The sequence below is a fragment of the Pseudomonas frederiksbergensis genome, from assembly GCF_003732665.1.
Taxonomy (GTDB): Bacteria; Pseudomonadota; Gammaproteobacteria; order Pseudomonadales; family Pseudomonadaceae; genus Aquipseudomonas; species Aquipseudomonas frederiksbergensis_G.
Genome location: NZ_MOBP01000006.1, coordinates 319,231 through 333,685, shown reverse-complemented (window position 1 = coordinate 333,685; position 14,455 = coordinate 319,231). Strand labels below are relative to the sequence as shown.

Annotated in this window: 15 protein-coding genes; 7 read left to right on the top strand and 8 right to left on the bottom strand. The window is 59.8% G+C overall.

Annotated features, from left to right (window positions below):
• Nucleotides 1–4: 4 nt before the first annotated feature.
• The 3 genes from BK665_RS11460 to BK665_RS11450 all read right to left on the bottom strand — a co-directional run bounded on the left by BK665_RS11460 (nt 5) and on the right by BK665_RS11450 (nt 2,531).
• Entirely contained in the window at nt 5–475 is a 471-nt protein-coding gene (locus tag BK665_RS11460) for a nuclear transport factor 2 family protein (RefSeq protein ID WP_123405522.1), read from the bottom strand.
• A gap of 99 nt (nt 476–574) precedes the next feature.
• Entirely contained in the window at nt 575–1,882 is a 1,308-nt protein-coding gene (locus tag BK665_RS11455; RefSeq protein WP_123405521.1) for a CynX/NimT family MFS transporter, read from the bottom strand.
• Entirely contained in the window at nt 1,872–2,531 is a 660-nt protein-coding gene (locus tag BK665_RS11450) for a FadR/GntR family transcriptional regulator (protein WP_123405519.1), read from the bottom strand. The genes BK665_RS11455 and BK665_RS11450 overlap by 11 nt, the downstream gene beginning before the upstream one ends.
• Nucleotides 2,532–2,698: 167 nt before the next feature.
• Here BK665_RS11450 and BK665_RS11445 point away from each other — a divergent pair, with 167 nt between their 5' ends.
• Both BK665_RS11445 and BK665_RS11440 read left to right on the top strand, forming a co-directional pair.
• A complete protein-coding gene (locus BK665_RS11445; protein ID WP_123405517.1) occupies nt 2,699–3,010 on the top strand; it encodes a type II toxin-antitoxin system MqsR family toxin in 312 nt (103 codons plus the stop codon).
• Complete coding sequence (locus BK665_RS11440) at nt 3,007–3,489, top strand: type II toxin-antitoxin system MqsA family antitoxin (protein ID WP_123405515.1); 483 nt, start codon at nt 3,007–3,009, stop codon at nt 3,487–3,489. The genes BK665_RS11445 and BK665_RS11440 overlap by 4 nt, the downstream gene beginning before the upstream one ends.
• Before the next feature lie 60 nt (nt 3,490–3,549).
• Here BK665_RS11440 and BK665_RS11435 read toward each other — a convergent pair whose 3' ends face one another.
• The 4 genes from BK665_RS11435 to BK665_RS11420 all read right to left on the bottom strand — a co-directional run bounded on the left by BK665_RS11435 (nt 3,550) and on the right by BK665_RS11420 (nt 7,711).
• Nucleotides 3,550–4,314, bottom strand: coding sequence for an amino acid ABC transporter ATP-binding protein (locus tag BK665_RS11435; RefSeq protein WP_003171943.1), 765 nt, complete (start codon nt 4,312–4,314; stop codon nt 3,550–3,552).
• Nucleotides 4,315–4,324: 10 nt separating this feature from the next.
• Nucleotides 4,325–5,422, bottom strand: a complete 1,098-nt coding sequence (locus BK665_RS11430) for an amino acid ABC transporter permease (protein ID WP_123405513.1) — start codon at nt 5,420–5,422, stop codon at nt 4,325–4,327.
• 10 nt (nt 5,423–5,432) lie between these two features.
• A complete protein-coding gene (locus BK665_RS11425; RefSeq protein ID WP_123405511.1) occupies nt 5,433–6,614 on the bottom strand; it encodes an amino acid ABC transporter permease in 1,182 nt (393 codons plus the stop codon).
• Between the two features lie 65 nt (nt 6,615–6,679).
• The gene (locus BK665_RS11420) at nt 6,680–7,711 is read right to left on the bottom strand and encodes an amino acid ABC transporter substrate-binding protein (protein ID WP_123405509.1); all 1,032 of its coding nucleotides are present in this window, start codon (nt 7,709–7,711) and stop codon (nt 6,680–6,682) included.
• A 468-nt stretch (nt 7,712–8,179) separates the two neighbouring features.
• Here BK665_RS11420 and BK665_RS11415 point away from each other — a divergent pair, with 468 nt between their 5' ends.
• The 5 genes from BK665_RS11415 (at nt 8,180) to BK665_RS11395 (ending at nt 13,485) form a co-directional block, all read left to right on the top strand.
• Entirely contained in the window at nt 8,180–8,836 is a 657-nt protein-coding gene (locus BK665_RS11415; RefSeq protein WP_123405507.1) for an alpha/beta hydrolase, read from the top strand.
• A gap of 84 nt (nt 8,837–8,920) precedes the next feature.
• A complete protein-coding gene (gene rhlB / locus BK665_RS11410) occupies nt 8,921–10,408 on the top strand; it encodes an ATP-dependent RNA helicase RhlB (protein ID WP_123405506.1) in 1,488 nt (495 codons plus the stop codon).
• 137 nt (nt 10,409–10,545) lie between these two features.
• The gene (locus tag BK665_RS11405) at nt 10,546–11,493 is read left to right on the top strand and encodes an ornithine cyclodeaminase family protein (protein ID WP_185076500.1); all 948 of its coding nucleotides are present in this window, start codon (nt 10,546–10,548) and stop codon (nt 11,491–11,493) included.
• A gap of 148 nt (nt 11,494–11,641) precedes the next feature.
• Nucleotides 11,642–12,769 carry an NAD(P)/FAD-dependent oxidoreductase gene (locus BK665_RS11400; protein ID WP_123405502.1) on the top strand — a complete coding sequence of 376 codons (1,128 nt, stop codon included), beginning with the start codon at nt 11,642–11,644 and terminating at the stop codon, nt 12,767–12,769.
• An 89-nt stretch (nt 12,770–12,858) separates the two neighbouring features.
• Nucleotides 12,859–13,485 (top strand): helix-turn-helix transcriptional regulator, encoded by a 627-nt coding sequence (locus tag BK665_RS11395; RefSeq protein WP_123405500.1) that lies wholly within the window; start codon nt 12,859–12,861, stop codon nt 13,483–13,485.
• A gap of 106 nt (nt 13,486–13,591) precedes the next feature.
• Here BK665_RS11395 and aotJ read toward each other — a convergent pair whose 3' ends face one another.
• Nucleotides 13,592–14,368, bottom strand: a complete 777-nt coding sequence (aotJ, locus tag BK665_RS11390; RefSeq protein WP_123405498.1) for an L-arginine-binding protein AotJ — start codon at nt 14,366–14,368, stop codon at nt 13,592–13,594.
• Nucleotides 14,369–14,455: the final 87 nt, after the last annotated feature.

Here is a 14,455-nt window from a genome sequence, read left to right as displayed (position 1 = left end):
CTTATCAGCGACTGGCCTGGAATGCCTTCAGCCCCTTCAATGCCTGGGCGCGAACGGCGTTGCGCACCAGTGGCGTCCAGCCCAGCAACAGGCCTTTGGTGCCGAGCGCCTGGCGGGACCAGCGCCACAGATCGAAGCTGTCGTGGTGCTCGCAGATCTTGCCGTCGCGAAACACGAAGCGCGCCTGGATGTCGTTGACCACAATGTTGCCGGTCTGGCTGAACAGGTAGGTCGCGACCCAATGGGCGCCGCCGGTGCGCTCGTCGCTGCGCACGTTGTCGAAGGTCAGGGAGAAGTCCTTGGCCCGGGTGGTGAGCATGCGCCACATGTCGCCGGCATCACGGCCGCGCAACTCGCCGAACGCTGGATCGCTGAACACCACGTCGTCGGTGTAGCAGGCCGCCATGGCTTCGGCATCCAGTCGCTGGAAGGCCTGGTAGAAGCGGGTGATCAAGGCGTTGTGGGCGTCACTCATGGGCAGGCTCCGTGCAGTCGAAAAGATTGCCAGCACGATAGTCTGCAAATGCCCACAAGACCACTGGCATTCGTGGGCCGAATGCCAGCAGTACGGGATTCACACTTTTTCGCTGGTCACCTGAACGTACAGCGAACGTCCGGCGCCAAGGCCGGCGATGATCGCGCCGAGGCCAATGATGCCGAAGATCCAGCCCAACGCGTTCCAGCCACCGGTCCAGTCATGGACGATGCCGACCGCGAACGGTCCCATCGACGCCAGGGTGTAACCGAAACCTTGGGCCATGCTCGACAGGTTGGCCGCCACGTGGGAGTCCCGCGAGCGCAGCACGATCAGGGTCAGCGCCAGGCTGAACGTACCGCCCTGCCCCAGGCCCAGCAGGATCGCCCAGCCCCACAGGCCTTCGATTGGCGCGTACAGGCAACCGAACAAACCGCCGAGGGTCAGCAGCATGACGATGACGATGGCCAGGCGCTGGTCCTTGCCCCGCGTTGCCAACCACGGTGCGGCCAGGGAACTGGCCAACTGGACAATCACCGAACCCGACAGCACCAGTCCGGCCTGGGTCGGTGTCAGCCCACGGCCAATCAAGATCGATGGCAACCAGCCGAACACGATGTAGGCCAGGGACGATTGCAGGCCCATGTAAAGCGTCACCTGCCAGGCCAACGGGTCACGCAATAGACCGCGAACCCGATAGGCGACGTTATGCGAACCGTGTTTCTGCCCCACTTGCGGCAGCCAGAAAATCGCCGCGACCAGCGCCGGCACCACCCAGAAGCCCAGGCCCAGTGCCCAGCTCTTGTCGAAATGCTCGCTCAACGGCACGGTCGCCCCCGCCGCCATCGCCGCGCCCAGGCACAAGGCCATGGTGTAGACGCCGGTCATGGTGCCGGCCTGTTTCGGGAAGTCGCGTTTGACGATCCCTGGCAGCAACACACCAATCACGCCGATGCTGGCCCCGGCCAACACACTGCCGGCGAACAGGCCGATTTCACCGAAGGAACTGCGCAGGATGATCCCGCCGGCCAGCATCAGCAAAATCCCCAACACCACCCGTTCAGCGCCGAAACGTCGAGCCAGGAGCGGCGCCAGCGGTGCGAACAGGCCCAGGCACAGCACCGGCAACGTGGTCAGCAAACCGGCCTCGGCCGCGGACAAACCAAGAGTCTTCGACACCTCACTAAGCATCGGCGCCATGCTCGACAACGCCGGGCGCAGGTTCAGCGCCACCAGGATCAGCCCCAGCAGCAACAACCACGGCCGTCGCAGGATCGGGTGGCTTTGCTGGACCTGTTCGTCATCGGCCTCGGCATCGATCAGCAGCTCTTCGAGCTCCGCCGTGCGTTTGGGTTGCGGGATGTTGCTGTGATTGGCAGACATGGATTTCTCGGTTTCAAGGTTCATTGATCAACTGCCTCGACAGGGCTTTGGCCCGTTCCGGGTCGCGTTGCTCGACGGCATCCAGCAGTTCGATATGCAGGTCGAACACCTCTTGGCGTCGCGGGGAAATGTTCAGGGTCTGGCGCAATTGCGCACCGACGATGCTGGAGAAGTAGCGATACAACTCGCTGAGGGTCGGGTTGTGCGCGGCGTCCACCAGACGGCGGTGGAACACCAGGTCACAGGCGATGTAGCTGTCGAGATCGCCGTGGTAATGGCTGCCGCTGGCGCCCAGGGCTTCGCGCAGGGCAATGAGGTCTTCGTCAGTGCGACGCAACGCGGCCAGGCCGATGGCCTCGACTTCCAGGATGTGCCGGGTTTCCCGCGCCTGTTCCTGGGTGCATTGCGACAACGCTTTCATGGTATCCAGTGGATCGATCACCGCCCGCAGATAACTACCGTCGCCCTGACGAATCTCGATCAACCCGGAAAACGCCAACACGCGCATGGCTTCGCGCACGGTGTTGCGGCTGATGCCCAATTCGGCGGACAGCTCGGGTTCGGTGGGTAAACGCTGGCCGACGACCCAGACGCCTTGGGTGATGCGCAGGCGCAACTGGTCCAGGGCCTGATCAACCAGGGATCGTTTAACAAGTGGAGAAATGTCTGACATAGGATTCGCCCTTTCATCCAATCATAGGATGAATTTTCCGACATGTTAGTCAGCCTCGTGTAGGACGGCAACCGCCTACGGTCAGAGGGAGGGAAATGGAGCGGGATTTTCGATTAGTCAAAATTACCCTTAGAGGGTAATTTCAGGGATAGGGTTTACGGTTTCTTATGGAGAAGAACACACCCCATTACAACCTGGCAGTGATCAAACAGGATGTCAGGCGGCTAGGGAAAAACGCATTCACCACCTCCGCGCGGAAAAATGGCAGGGACCTGGGTTTCAGCATCCAGGAAATGCAGGAAGTCATTTTCGAATTACATAGCAAGATGTTGTACAAATCGATGACGACCTATAGCGATCATCGAGTTTGGCAAGACGTGTACCACATCACTTCGCACGATCTGGAGATTTACATCAAGGTCACTTATTGCTCAGGCGGTGAACCTCCGGTGATCTCCTTCAAGGAGAAAAACCCATGAACACCAAACAATGCTTCAGTTGCGGAGCCCCCGAAGGCATGCGGCACTTCGAAGGTCGTGGCGAAACCATGAGCGTGAAAGGAATGGAGCGCCGGATTGACGATTTATCTGGATGGGAGTGCCAGGCATGCGCAGAAGTCATACTCGACCCCGGCTGCGCGGAGCGCTATTCGGATGTGTGCGACGAGTTGGTCCTCGCTGGCAGACTAATGATCGGCAACGAGATGAAGCGCATCCGGCGCAAACTGCACCTGTCGCAAAAAGATGCGGTTCTGCTGCTGTCAGGAGGTGGGCACAATGCTTTTTCTCGTTACGAGCGCGGTGAACTGCTTCCACCCAAAGCATTGATGGTGTTGATGCGCTTGCTCGATCGGTACCCGTATTTGCTTACCGATGCACGAACCTTGGGCGAAGGCGCAGACTTGAGAGGATTCAAGGACACCGTTCACAAAGAACATGAAAGGCTAACTGCGTCCTGAGCAGCGCACATAAAAAACCCGGCGCGAGGCCGGGTTTTTGTTTTACCAGTCAGCCCGGCATCAATGCAAAATCTGACTCAAGAACAACTTGGTCCGATCATTCTGCGGGTTATCGAAGAAGTCATTCGGCGCCGCCTGTTCTACGATCTCGCCCTTGTCCATGAAGATCACGCGATTGGCCACGGTGCGGGCGAAGCCCATTTCGTGGGTCACGCAGAGCATGGTCATGCCGTCTTCGGCCAGGCCGATCATGGTGTCGAGCACCTCTTTCACCATCTCTGGGTCGAGTGCTGAAGTCGGTTCATCGAACAGCATGATTTTCGGTTTCATGCACAGGGCACGGGCAATCGCCACACGCTGTTGCTGGCCGCCGGACAGTTGACCCGGGAATTTGTGCGCCTGCTCTGGAATGCGTACGCGCTCCAGGTAATGCATGGCGATTTCTTCGGCCTTGCGCTTCGGCATCTTGCGCACCCACATCGGGGCCAGGGTGCAGTTCTGCAGGATGGTCAGGTGCGGGAACAGGTTGAAGTGCTGGAACACCATGCCGACTTCACGGCGGATCGCTTCGATCTGCTTGAGGTCGTTGGTCAGTTCCACGCCATCGACCACGATGCGGCCCTGCTGGTGTTCTTCCAGGCGATTAAGGCAACGAATGGTGGTGGATTTGCCGGAACCCGACGGGCCGCACAGGACGATACGCTCGCCCTGCTTGACGTTGAGGTTGATGTCTTTCAACACGTGGAACTGGCCATACCACTTGTTCACGCCCTGCATCTGAATAATGCCTTCAGGGCTCACAGGCTGTTTGATCGCTTCGCTCATCACTTAACTCCTAACGCTTGTGGCCAGTGTCCAGCTTACGTTCCAAATGCATGGAGTAGCGGGACATACCAAAACAGAAAATCCAGAACACCAGGGCCGCGAACACGTAGCCTTCAGTGGCCATGCCCAACCATTTCGGGTCGGCGGCGGCTTGCTTGACGCTGTTGAGCAGGTCGAACAGGCCGATGATGATCACCAGGCTTGTGTCCTTGAACAGCGCAATGAAGGTGTTGACGATGCCAGGAATTACCAGCTTCAGGGCTTGCGGCAGAATCACCAGGCCCATGCTGCGCCAGTAACCGAGGCCCATCGCGGCGGCCGCTTCGTACTGACCTTTAGGGATCGCTTGCAGACCGCCGCGCACCACTTCGGCCACGTAGGCCGACTGGAACAGGATCACGCCGATCAGGGCCCGCAGCAATTTGTCGAAGTTCATGCCTTCAGGCAGGAACAGCGGCAGCATCACCGAGGACATGAACAGCACCGTGATCAACGGTACGCCGCGCCAGAATTCGATGAAGGTCACGCAGACCACTCGAATTGCCGGCATGTTCGAACGTCGACCCAGCGCCAGAATGATCCCCAGCGGCAACGCACCGGCGATACCGACGGTAGCAATCACCAGGGTCAGCATCAGGCCGCCCCATTGGCTGGTCGCGACGTTGGTCATGCCGAAGATGCCGCCATGCAACAGGAAGTAGGCAATGATCGGGTACGCCACCAGGAAGCTCAGCCCGTACACCGCTTTACGGTGAAAACGCGAGATGAACAGCGGTGCCACGCCGATGACCGCCAGCCACACGGTCAGGTCCACGCGCCAGCGCAGGTCCACCGGGTAGTAACCGTACATGAACTGGCCGAAACGCTGCTGGATGAACACCCAGCAGGCGCCTTCCTTGGTGCAGTCGGCGCGGGTGGTGCCGACCCAGTTGGCGTCGAGGATGGCCCAGTGCAGGATCGGCGGGACGATCAGGTAGATCAGATAGAACGCGAACAGGGTCAGCAGGGTGTTGATCCAGCTGGAGAACATGTTGGCGCGCATCCACGCCACCACGCCGATGCTGCTGCTCGGTGGTGGCATGTCAGGCTTGAAAGTATGAGTACTCATGCGCTTTTCCTTACCGCTCGATCAGCGCAATGCGCTTGTTGTACCAGTTCATCAGCAAGGAAATGCTGATACTGATCGCCAGGTACACGCTCATGGTGATGGCAATTACCTCGATCGCCTGCCCGGTCTGGTTCAGCACCGTACCGGCAAACAACGACACCATCTCCGGATAACCGATACCGGCCGCCAGCGAGGAGTTCTTCGCCAGGTTCAGGTATTGGCTGGTCAGTGGCGGGATGATCACGCGCAGGGCTTGCGGGATGATCACCTTGCGCAGGGTCGGACCGTTACGCAGCCCCAGGGAACGCGCCGCCTCGGTCTGGCCGTGGCTGACCGACTTGATGCCCGAACGCACGATTTCGGCGATGAACGCCGCGGTGTATACGGTCAGGGCCAGGGTCAGCGCCAGCAGTTCCGGGATCAATACCCAGCCGCCGACGAAGTTGAAGCCTTGCAGCTTCGGCATTTCCCAGTGCAGCGGAGCACCGAAGACCAGCGCGCACAGGGCCGGGATCACCAGGAACAGCGCCAGGCCGACCCAGAACTTGTGGAACGGAACGCCGGTGGCTTCAAAGCGCTTGTTGGCCCAGCGGCACATCAGCACGATGGCGACGATGGCGATAACGACGCTGACGAAGAACGCCCAGAACCCGTCCGCCATTTGCGCGGCCGGCATGTTCAGGCCACGGCTGCTGACGAAAAAGGTGTCGCCGAAGTTATGGCTGGCCCGCGGGCCCGGCATGGTCAGGAACACCGCGAAGTACCAGAACAGGATTTGCAGCAGCGGCGGAATGTTACGGAAGACTTCCACGTAAACCGTCGCCAGCTTGCTGATGATCCAGTTCGGCGACAGCCGCGCCACGCCGACGATGAAGCCGAGCAGGGTCGCCAGGACCACGCCGATGACCGTCACCAGCAAGGTATTGAGCAGACCGATGACAAACACCCGGGCATACGTGTCCGATTCGGTGTAGTCGATCAGGTGTTGAGCGATGCCGAACCCGGCACTGCGATCCAGAAAACTGAAGCCGGAGGTAATGCCCCGGTGTTGCAGGTTGGTTTGCGTATTGTCGAACAGATACCAGCCCATCGCGACGACCGCGACGATGGTGATGATCTGAAATAGCCACGCACGCACTTTTGGATCGCTGAGGCTGAGCCTCTGCTTTGGTGCGCCGATTGATTTTTGCATGGAGTGCCCCGGAAATAATGGAACAGAACATCACCCGGTGGTTGGCCCACCGGGTGACAGAACCATCAGCGCACTGGTGGTGCGTATTGAATGCCGCCGTTGGTCCACAGGGCGTTCAGGCCACGGTCGATTTCCAGCGGGGTGGTCTTGCCGAGGTTTTTCTCGAAGATTTCGCCGTAGTTGCCGACCTGGGAAACGATCTTGACGACCCAGTCCTTCGGCAGCTTCAGGTCTTTACCGTATTCACCGTCGGCACCCAACATACGGGCAACGTCAGGGTTCTTGGTCGACTTGGCTTGTTCCAGAACGTTTTTCGAAGTGACACCGGCTTCTTCGGTGTTCAGCAGCGCGTAGCCAACCCAGCGCACGATCGCCAGCCACTCGTCATCGCCGTTACGCACGACTGGACCCAGTGGTTCTTTGGAAATGGTTTCCGGCAGAACTACGTAGTCTTTTGGCGAAGCCAGTTTGCTGCGCTGTGCGTACAGTTGCGACTTGTCGGAGGTCAGCACGTCGCAACGACCGGATTCCAGCGACTTGGCGCTTTCATCGGAGGTATCGAAAGTGATCGGGGTGTACTTCAGGTTGTTGGCCCGGAAGTAGTCGGACACGTTCAGCTCGGTGGTAGTACCGGCCTGAATGCAGATGGTTGCGCCATCCAGTTCCTTGGCACTTTTCACGCCCAGCTTGCTGTTGGCCAGGAAGCCAACGCCGTCGTAGTAAGTGATGAAGCCAGGGAATTTCAGGCCCATGCCCGCGTCACGGGAACTGGTCATGGTGGTGTTACGGGAAAGAATGTCGATTTCGCCGGACTGCAACGCGGTGAAGCGCTCCTTGGCGTTCAACTGGCTGAACTTGACCTTGTTGGCGTCGCCGAATACGGCAGCGGCCACAGCACGGCAAACGTCAGCGTCGATCCCGAGGATCTTGCCGGTGGCATCCGGAACCGAGAAACCCGGCAGGCCGTCACTCACACCGCACTGTACGAAACCTTTTTTCTGCACTGCATCCAGGGTTGCACCCGCCTGAGCGAACCCACTGACACCGAGCACTGCGGCTGCAGTCACGATAGCCAGGGTGGATTTCAACATTTTCATTCAAACCTCCAGTTTTGCTCTTGTTGTGTCGGAGCGAGAGTCCCGTCGCACCCTTTTGAGGCGTTGTTGACCCGTGTTGGCTTATTTTGGGGTCAACCGACGCAGGACCTTAGCTATGAGTCTAATAGGAGAAAATCCACATCATGGATCACTCACTTCTCACCATTCGGCCGAACGGGCGGTAGCCCTTTCACGTTCGCTAAGCCCGTAACGGCCTCTGGCGAACATCCATCACCGGATTCTTTGCTATCCCGTCACCAGCAGTACACTGATAGTGTTACCGCCAGAGGCGAGATTGGTTGCACAGGCTTTCCCATAGCAAAGCCCGTACCACACCGCTCGCTCAAGCGATTCAGCGACAGGTCAATGGCAAAACTTGTAGCCTTGCGACATCTTCGTAACTGATCAACCAGACGCGCACTCGGATCACGCACTCAATGAGAGCGCACGCACAACATTGGAGCAGACATGACCCAGCCCTTGATTCTTCAGCCCGTCAAACCCGTAGACGCCTGCGTAATCTGGCTGCACGGCCTGGGCGCCGATCGCTACGACTTTCTCCCGGTGGCCGAAGCGCTGCAGGAAAGCTTGCTGACCACCCGTTTCGTTCTGCCCCAGGCACCGACTCGCGCTGTCACCATTAATGGTGGCTACGAGATGCCGAGCTGGTACGACATATTGGCCATGAACCCGGCGCGCGCGATCAACCGCGAACAGTTGGATGAGTCGGCCGACATGCTCATCGGGCTGATCAAAGAGCAGAAGGCCCTCGGAATAGACGCTTCGCGGATTTTCCTGGCCGGTTTTTCCCAGGGTGGCGCGGTGGTGTTGCACAGTGCTTTCCTGAAATGGCAGGGGCCGCTCGGTGGCGTACTTGCCCTGTCCACTTATGCACCAACCTTCAGTGACGAACTGGAGCTTTCCGCCAGCCAGCAGCGCATTCCTGTGCTATGCCTGCACGGCCAGTACGATGACGTTGTGCAAAACGCCATGGGCCGTAGCGCTTATGAGCATTTAAAGCTGCGTGGTGTCACCGTGACATGGCAGGAATACCCAATGGGCCACGAAGTGTTACCCGAAGAAATTCGCGACATTGGTGTCTGGCTCGCCAAGCACCTGGGTTAAAAGCCTTCCTTTGATCATCCCGCTACGCCGCGCCCGTTTCTTGCATTACACTGGCCGGCGTACATTCCTTAACCAATTGATGAGATGACCGTGCTCAAAGCACTCAAGAAGATGTTCGGTAAAAGCGAGGTTGAGCAGCTCGCCCCAGTCGCCAGCGCTCCGTCTCACACCCCCAGCCACCGCACCGACGGTCGTCAGCCTGGCCGGACCGCAGCGGCAGCGGCACCGAAACACGAGCCAGTGACCACACCGGCCACCCCACCTGTCGAGGTGATCGCCGAGCAGCAGCCGGTTGACGACGCCCCGAAACCTGCAAAACCCCGTCGCGAACCGAAGCCAAAAGCCCCGGTCATTCCCTGGAAACTCGAAGACTTCGCCGTCGAGCCCATGGAAGGCAAAACCCGTTTCCACGATTTCAAGCTCGCCCCTGAACTGATGCACGCCATCCAGGACCTCGGCTTCCCGTACTGCACGCCGATCCAGGCGCAAGTCCTCGGGTTCACCCTGGCCGGCAAAGATGCCATCGGTCGCGCCCAGACCGGCACCGGTAAAACCGCCGCGTTCCTGATTTCGATCATCACCCAGTTGCTGGAAACCCCGCCGCCCAAGGAACGCTACATGGGCGAACCGCGGGCGCTGATCATCGCGCCGACCCGGGAACTGGTGGTGCAGATCGCCAAGGACGCCGCCGACCTGACCAAGTACACCGGCCTCAACGTCATGACGTTTGTCGGCGGCATGGACTTCGACAAGCAACTCAAGCACCTCGAAGCCCGTCATTGCGACATCCTCGTCGCCACTCCGGGCCGCTTGCTCGACTTCAACCAGCGCGGCGACGTGCACCTGGACATGGTCGAAGTCATGGTCCTGGACGAAGCCGACCGCATGCTCGACATGGGTTTCATCCCGCAAGTACGTCAGATCATTCGCCAGACGCCGCCGAAGAACGAGCGCCAGACGCTGCTGTTCTCCGCGACCTTCACCGAAGACGTGATGAACCTGGCCAAGCAATGGACCACCGAGCCGTCGATCGTCGAGATCGAAGCGCAGAACGTGGCCAGCGAAAACGTTGAGCAACACATCTACGCCGTGGCCGGTGCCGACAAATACAAACTGCTCTACAACCTGGTCAACGACAACGGCTGGGAGCGGGTGATGGTGTTCGCCAACCGCAAGGATGAAGTGCGACGCATCGAAGAACGCCTGGTGCGCGATGGCGTCAACGCCGCGCAACTGTCCGGCGACGTGCCGCAGCACAAGCGCATCAAAACCCTGGAAGGTTTCCGCGAAGGCAAGATTCGCGTGCTGGTGGCCACCGATGTCGCCGGTCGCGGCATCCACATCGATGGCATCAGCCACGTGATCAACTTCACCCTGCCGGAAGTACCGGACGATTACGTGCACCGCATCGGCCGGACTGGCCGTGCGGGCGCCGATGGCGTGTCCATCAGCTTCGCCGGTGAAGACGACTCCTATCAGCTACCGTCCATCGAGGCGCTGCTGGGCAAAAAAATCAGCTGTGAAACGCCACCGACGCATCTGCTGCGGGCGGTTGAGCGCAAGCGCCCGTAACACAGGCGCACTGGAAGAAGGCGCAGCCGGCAACGGACTGCGCTTTTTTTTCGCCCGGTTTTTAACAGGAGCTTGCTCGACACAACTAAAAGTCCATAATGGACAAATTAGTTTACAAACAGCTTCCGGAGCCGAGCATGTCCAGTACGCCCTATGTGATCAATCAACTTCAGGCCCGCGAGCTGCTGGCCCGGATCGACGTGCCGCAGATCCTGCGCAAGCTGTTCCGTGACCTGGCTGCCGGGCAAGCCGTGCAACCGGCGCAGCAACTGGTGGAATTTCCCCAGGGTGCCGGCGACTTCATCAATTACCTGGGTGTGTTGGCCGAAGATGGCGTCTACGGGGTCAAGACCTCGCCCTACATCGTGCGCGAGCAAGGTCCGCTGGTGACCGCATGGACGTTGTTGATGTCGATGCAAACCGGCCAACCGCTGCTGCTCTGCGATGCCGGTGAACTGACCACCGCCCGCACCGCCGCGACCACCGCTGTAGCGGTCGACGCCCTCGCCCCGCAGAAGGCCCGGCGTTTGGCGATTATCGGCAGCGGCAAGGTCGCTCAGGCGCACTTGCATTACGTCAAGGACCTGCGGGACTGGCAGAGCATCACCCTGTACTCGCCGGGCTTGAGCGAACTGAACGCCGATGCCCGGGCACAACTGCAAAGCCTCGACTCACGACTGAGCCTCGTCGACAGTCGCGAAGCAGCGATTCACGACGCTGACGTGATCATGCTCTGCACCTCCTCCGCCGGCCCGGTGATCGATCCGGCCACCTTGAGCCGACCTGCGCTGATCACCTCGATCAGCACCAATGCCCCTCGCGCCCACGAAGTGCCGCCCCAGCGCCTCAACGACATGCAGGTGTTCTGCGACTATCGTCAGACCACTCCGGGTTCGGCGGGTGAAATGCTGATTGCCGGCGAACAACATGGCTGGGATAAGAGCGCGATCATCGGTGACCTGCCCGACCTGCTGAGCGGCAAGGTCCAGCGTCCTGGCTACGACCGCCACGTGTTCTTCCGCTCCATTGGCCTGGGCCTGGAAGACATTGCGCTGGCGAATGCTCTCTATCGCCTGCAACCCTGACACCTCAATGCCCATGTGGGACCGGGCTTGCTCGCGAAAGCGGTGTGTCAGCCACATCAATATTGGCTGACCCATCGCTTTCGCGAGCAAGCCCGCTCCCACAAGGGATCTCGACAAGATTGGCAGTTACGCCCCACAGGAGACGTTCATGAGCCAGGCAGATTTCATCATCATCGGCGGCGGGATTGCCGGCGCTTCCACCGGTTACTGGCTGTCGCCGCACGCACGGGTCATTGTGCTGGAGCGCGAAACCCATCCGGCCTATCACTCCACCGGGCGCTCCGCGGCGCTGTACACCGCCGCTTATGGCACACCGCAAGTACGCGCGTTGACCCAGGCCAGCCGCGACTTTTTCGACGCCCCACCCGCCGGTTTCTGCGATCACCCGCTGCTGACCCCGCGTGGCGAGATGACCGTGGACTTCACCGGTGATCCGGCCGAGCTGAACAATCAATACCTGAGCGCCAAGGCCACGGTGCCGCAGATGCAACTGCTCAGCGCCGAAGAAGCCTGCGCCCGCCTGCCGATCCTGCGTCGGGAAAAGGTCCATGGCGCGATCTACGACCCGACTGCTTGCGATATCGACACCGATGCCTTGCATCAAGGTTACCTGCGCGGCATCAAGCGCAATAAAGGTGAAGTCCATACCGACAGTGAAGTGCTGGGCCTGGCCCGCGACGCCGACGGTTTGTGGCACGTAAAAACCAACGGCCAAACCTTCAGCGCGCCGATCATCATCAACGCCGCTGGCGCCTGGGCTGACAAGATCGGCGAACTGGCCGGCGCCGCGCCCGTGGGCCTGCAACCCAAACGCCGGGCGGCGTTTATCTTCGCGGGCCCTGAAGGCGTGGACATCCACCACTGGCCGATGCTGGTGGCCCTCGACGAGTGCTTCTATATGAAGCCCGACGCCGGCATGTTCCTCGGTTCCCCCGCCAACGCCGACCCGGTGGAACCCCACGACGTGCAGGCCGAAGAACTGGACATCGCCATGGGCATTTACCAGATCGAAGAAGCCACCACCCTGACCATCCGCCGCCCGACTCGCACCTGGGCCGGCCTGCGCAGTTTCGTGGCCGACGGTGATTTGCTGGCCGGTTTCGATACGAAGGTGCCGGGGCTGTTCTGGGTGGCGGCGCAGGGTGGCTACGGCATCCAGACGTCGCCGGCCATGGGCCAGGCCAGCGCGGCGCTGGTGCGTGGTGAGCCGCTGCCGGATCAACTGGGCCGTTTCGGCCTGGATGCGGCGATGCTGTCCCCGGCGCGCCTGGGTTGAGCGGCGACTTGGGTGACGTGTCGCCACGATTGCGGCAAACTTCCAGCGCCCTGTTCGACGGGGCGCTGACGTTGCCTGGAGCTCCCCTTATGAATGCACCCGAAAAAGACCCGGTCCTGGACAACTACCGGGCGATCGCCGACGCCATCGCCACGCTGTTCTTCCCCCACGCCGAGGTGGTGCTGCACGACCTGCGAACGCAAAAAGTCGACTACATCGCCAACAACCTGTCGAAACGGGTCATCGGTGATGAATCGGCGCTGGAGGACATGCTCAGTGAGGAAGTCAGCGAACGAAATATCGGGCCGTATGAAAAGCTCAATTGGGACGGCCAGAAGATTCGCAGCCTCAGCAGCGTACTGCGCGACAGCAATGGCCATCCGCTGGCGGTGCTGTGCATCAACCTGAATATCTCGTTGTTCGAAAACGCCAAGGCTGCGCTGGATTTGTTCCTGTCACCGACCAAGCTGATCCCGCAACCGGACGCCCTGTTTCGCGATGACTGGCAGGAGCGGATCAACACCTTCCTGCATGCCTGGCTGCGGGAACGTCAGTTGAGCCTGAATGTGCTGACCCGCGACCACAAACGCGAACTGGTGCTGGCGCTGCATGCCGAAGGCGCGTTCAAGGGGAAAAGTGCTTCGAACTACGTGGCCAATGTGCTGAACATGGGGCGGGCGACGGTGTACAAGCATTTGAAGGAGTTGAAGGGTTAGGCATTTTGAGGTGTGTTGTTTGGTCGGGCCTCTTCACGAGCAAGCCCGCTCCCACATTGGAATGCGTTTCCTCTGTGGGAGCGGGCTTGCTCGCGAAAGCGATCTGTCAGTCGCCGTAAATATCAGATTTGAAATACTTGTCGGAAATCTTCTGATACTCGCCACTCGCCCGAATGCCATCAATCGCTGCGTTCAGCTCGCTGACCAACTCGGTATTGCCCTTGCGCACTGCAATCCCGGCGCCCTCGCCCACGTATTTCGGGTCCTTCAACTCCGGCCCGACAAATGCGTAGCCTTTGCCGCGAGGCATCGACAGGAAGTCATTCAGCGGAATGGTGTCGGCAAAAATCGCATCGAGGCGGCCGGCGGCCAGGTCCATGTAGATTTCTTCGTTGTTGCCGTACCGCTTGACGTTGATGCCCTTCGGTTCAAAGACTTCAGTGGCGTATCGGTCAGTGGTGGTCGCCCGTTGCACGCCAATGGTCTTGCCCTTGAGGCTGGCGTACTGGTCATCCACCGCTGCGCCGTCCTTCATCACCAGGCGCGATGAAGTGAAGTAGTACTTGTGGGTGAAATCCACTGACTTCTTACGGTCTTCGTTGATGGTCATGGACGACAGCGCCATGTCGATTTTCTTCACTTTCAGGGAAGGAATCAGACCGTCGAACTCACCTTCGACCCAGGTGCACTTGACCTTCATCTGCGCGCACAGGGCATTGCCGATGTCGTAGTCGAAACCGACGATCTCGCCCTTGTCGGTCTTGGAGGCGAACGGCGGGTAGGCCGCTTCGATGCCGATGCGCAGGGTTTTCTCGGCGGCGAACACGCTGCTGCACGCCAACAGGCTCAGGGCCAGACCGGTAATGAGGGGGAATTTCTTCATGTTCGATTTCTCGCGGGTTGTTGTTGGTTTGGCAAGATAGAAGAAGCGCTGGAACCATTGAGTGTTTTTTGTACTTATAATTCCATA

What these genes read in the sequence shown, in the direction of transcription:
- BK665_RS11435 (WP_003171943.1), bottom strand. Translation starts at nt 4,314, where the DNA reads ATGAGCGAAGCGATCAAACAGCCTGTGAGCCCTGAAGGCATTATTCAG.
- BK665_RS11400 (WP_123405502.1), top strand. Translation starts at nt 11,642, where the DNA reads ATGAGCCAGGCAGATTTCATCATCATCGGCGGCGGGATTGCCGGCGCT.
- BK665_RS11415 (WP_123405507.1), top strand. Translation starts at nt 8,180, where the DNA reads ATGACCCAGCCCTTGATTCTTCAGCCCGTCAAACCCGTAGACGCCTGC.
- BK665_RS11425 (WP_123405511.1), bottom strand. Translation starts at nt 6,614, where the DNA reads ATGCAAAAATCAATCGGCGCACCAAAGCAGAGGCTCAGCCTCAGCGAT.
- BK665_RS11395 (WP_123405500.1), top strand. Translation starts at nt 12,859, where the DNA reads ATGAATGCACCCGAAAAAGACCCGGTCCTGGACAACTACCGGGCGATC.
- BK665_RS11405 (WP_185076500.1), top strand. Translation starts at nt 10,546, where the DNA reads ATGTCCAGTACGCCCTATGTGATCAATCAACTTCAGGCCCGCGAGCTG.
- rhlB (WP_123405506.1), top strand. Translation starts at nt 8,921, where the DNA reads ATGACCGTGCTCAAAGCACTCAAGAAGATGTTCGGTAAAAGCGAGGTT.
- BK665_RS11445 (WP_123405517.1), top strand. Translation starts at nt 2,699, where the DNA reads ATGGAGAAGAACACACCCCATTACAACCTGGCAGTGATCAAACAGGAT.
- BK665_RS11420 (WP_123405509.1), bottom strand. Translation starts at nt 7,711, where the DNA reads ATGAAAATGTTGAAATCCACCCTGGCTATCGTGACTGCAGCCGCAGTG.
- BK665_RS11450 (WP_123405519.1), bottom strand. Translation starts at nt 2,531, where the DNA reads ATGTCAGACATTTCTCCACTTGTTAAACGATCCCTGGTTGATCAGGCC.
- BK665_RS11460 (WP_123405522.1), bottom strand. Translation starts at nt 475, where the DNA reads ATGAGTGACGCCCACAACGCCTTGATCACCCGCTTCTACCAGGCCTTC.
- BK665_RS11430 (WP_123405513.1), bottom strand. Translation starts at nt 5,422, where the DNA reads ATGAGTACTCATACTTTCAAGCCTGACATGCCACCACCGAGCAGCAGC.
- BK665_RS11440 (WP_123405515.1), top strand. Translation starts at nt 3,007, where the DNA reads ATGAACACCAAACAATGCTTCAGTTGCGGAGCCCCCGAAGGCATGCGG.
- BK665_RS11455 (WP_123405521.1), bottom strand. Translation starts at nt 1,882, where the DNA reads ATGAACCTTGAAACCGAGAAATCCATGTCTGCCAATCACAGCAACATC.
- aotJ (WP_123405498.1), bottom strand. Translation starts at nt 14,368, where the DNA reads ATGAAGAAATTCCCCCTCATTACCGGTCTGGCCCTGAGCCTGTTGGCG.